A 1,116-nucleotide genomic window follows, 5' to 3' on the forward strand; every position below is an offset into this window, starting at 1 on the left:
TTTTTTCGGGCTTTTGCAGCATCGTTCAATCCCCATTCCAAGGAGACCGACTTATGCAGAAAACCCTACTCGCCCTTTCCATCCTTTCCTTCGCCGCCGCCGCATCCGCCGCGCCCGATTCCCAAGAAACCCCGCTGCACCCGATTAAAGACGGGCGCTATACCGTTACCACCGGCTACGAGCATGGCAACCAAAAAGGTAACGATGGCAGCAAAGCCAGCACGGATGTCTTTACCCTGCGCGGCCGCGCCGACATCCCGCTGGCGCAACGGCACGCCGTCCGCGCCGAATTGGGCTATGCCCGCCATAGTTATGATTACAAAGAAAACGGCGTAACCGTGGTGGACGGCGGCAAAGCCGACGACATCGATCTGTATGCGGGCTATTTGTATTCCCCGTCCGGCTTCAAGCAGGGCGGCCTGCGCGTGGGCGGCGGCTTGGGCTATAACCATAGTAGCCAAAAAAACCGCGCACACCGCACCGTCCACGCCCCGGATATTGTGGACAACGATTCAAGCAGCCTATACCTGAAAGCGCAGGTGGAATATGAGCAGGATTTGGGCGGCGGCTGGAGCATCACCCCTTGGGGCGAAGCCTCTGTCAGCCTGCGCCGACGCATAGAAACCAAATGGTCGCAGGCTTATCCCGAGCCCGATGAAACGCACAAGGGCAGCAACTACAGCATCGGCTTGGGCGTGGACGCGCAAAAACAATTCACCCCGAATCTGGCGCTGACCTTCGGCCCTTATTACCGCTACGAGCATTACAAAAACCATGCCCGCGACCATGCCGGCCAACATTTCGATTTGTTCACCAGTCGCACGCACAGCTTCGGCATCCGCGCCGGCCTGCGCTTTTAAACCGCCGCGCTTGTCTGCAACGCAAAGGCTGCCTGAAATTTCAGGCAGCCTTTCTTCGTCCGATTTGTCGGCTGCCTGGGGGCGTGTAGGGAGTGCGTTGCAGAGTGTAGGTTGGGTTGGCAAACCCAACATTTCACTTTATTTGTTGGGTTACGCCTGCGGCAGCCGTAGGGTGCGCACCGCGCACCGAAGCAGCCTGAAAGACGAAGCAGCCTGAAAGACGAAGCAGCCTGAAAGACGAAGCAGCCTGAAAGAC

1 protein-coding gene is annotated in these 1,116 nt (G+C 58.2%); it reads left to right on the forward strand.

Annotated elements, in window-relative coordinates:
• Positions 1 to 53 precede the first annotated feature (53 nt).
• Complete coding sequence (locus MB824_RS09890) at positions 54 to 860, forward strand: autotransporter domain-containing protein (protein ID WP_238748350.1); 807 nt, start codon at positions 54 to 56, stop codon at positions 858 to 860.
• Positions 861 to 1,116: the final 256 nt, after the last annotated feature.

The sequence above is a fragment of the Kingella pumchi genome, assembly GCF_022288825.1.
Lineage (GTDB): Bacteria > Pseudomonadota > Gammaproteobacteria > Burkholderiales > Neisseriaceae > Kingella_D > Kingella_D pumchi.

What these genes read in the sequence shown, in the direction of transcription:
- MB824_RS09890 (WP_238748350.1), top strand. Translation starts at nt 54, where the DNA reads ATGCAGAAAACCCTACTCGCCCTTTCCATCCTTTCCTTCGCCGCCGCC.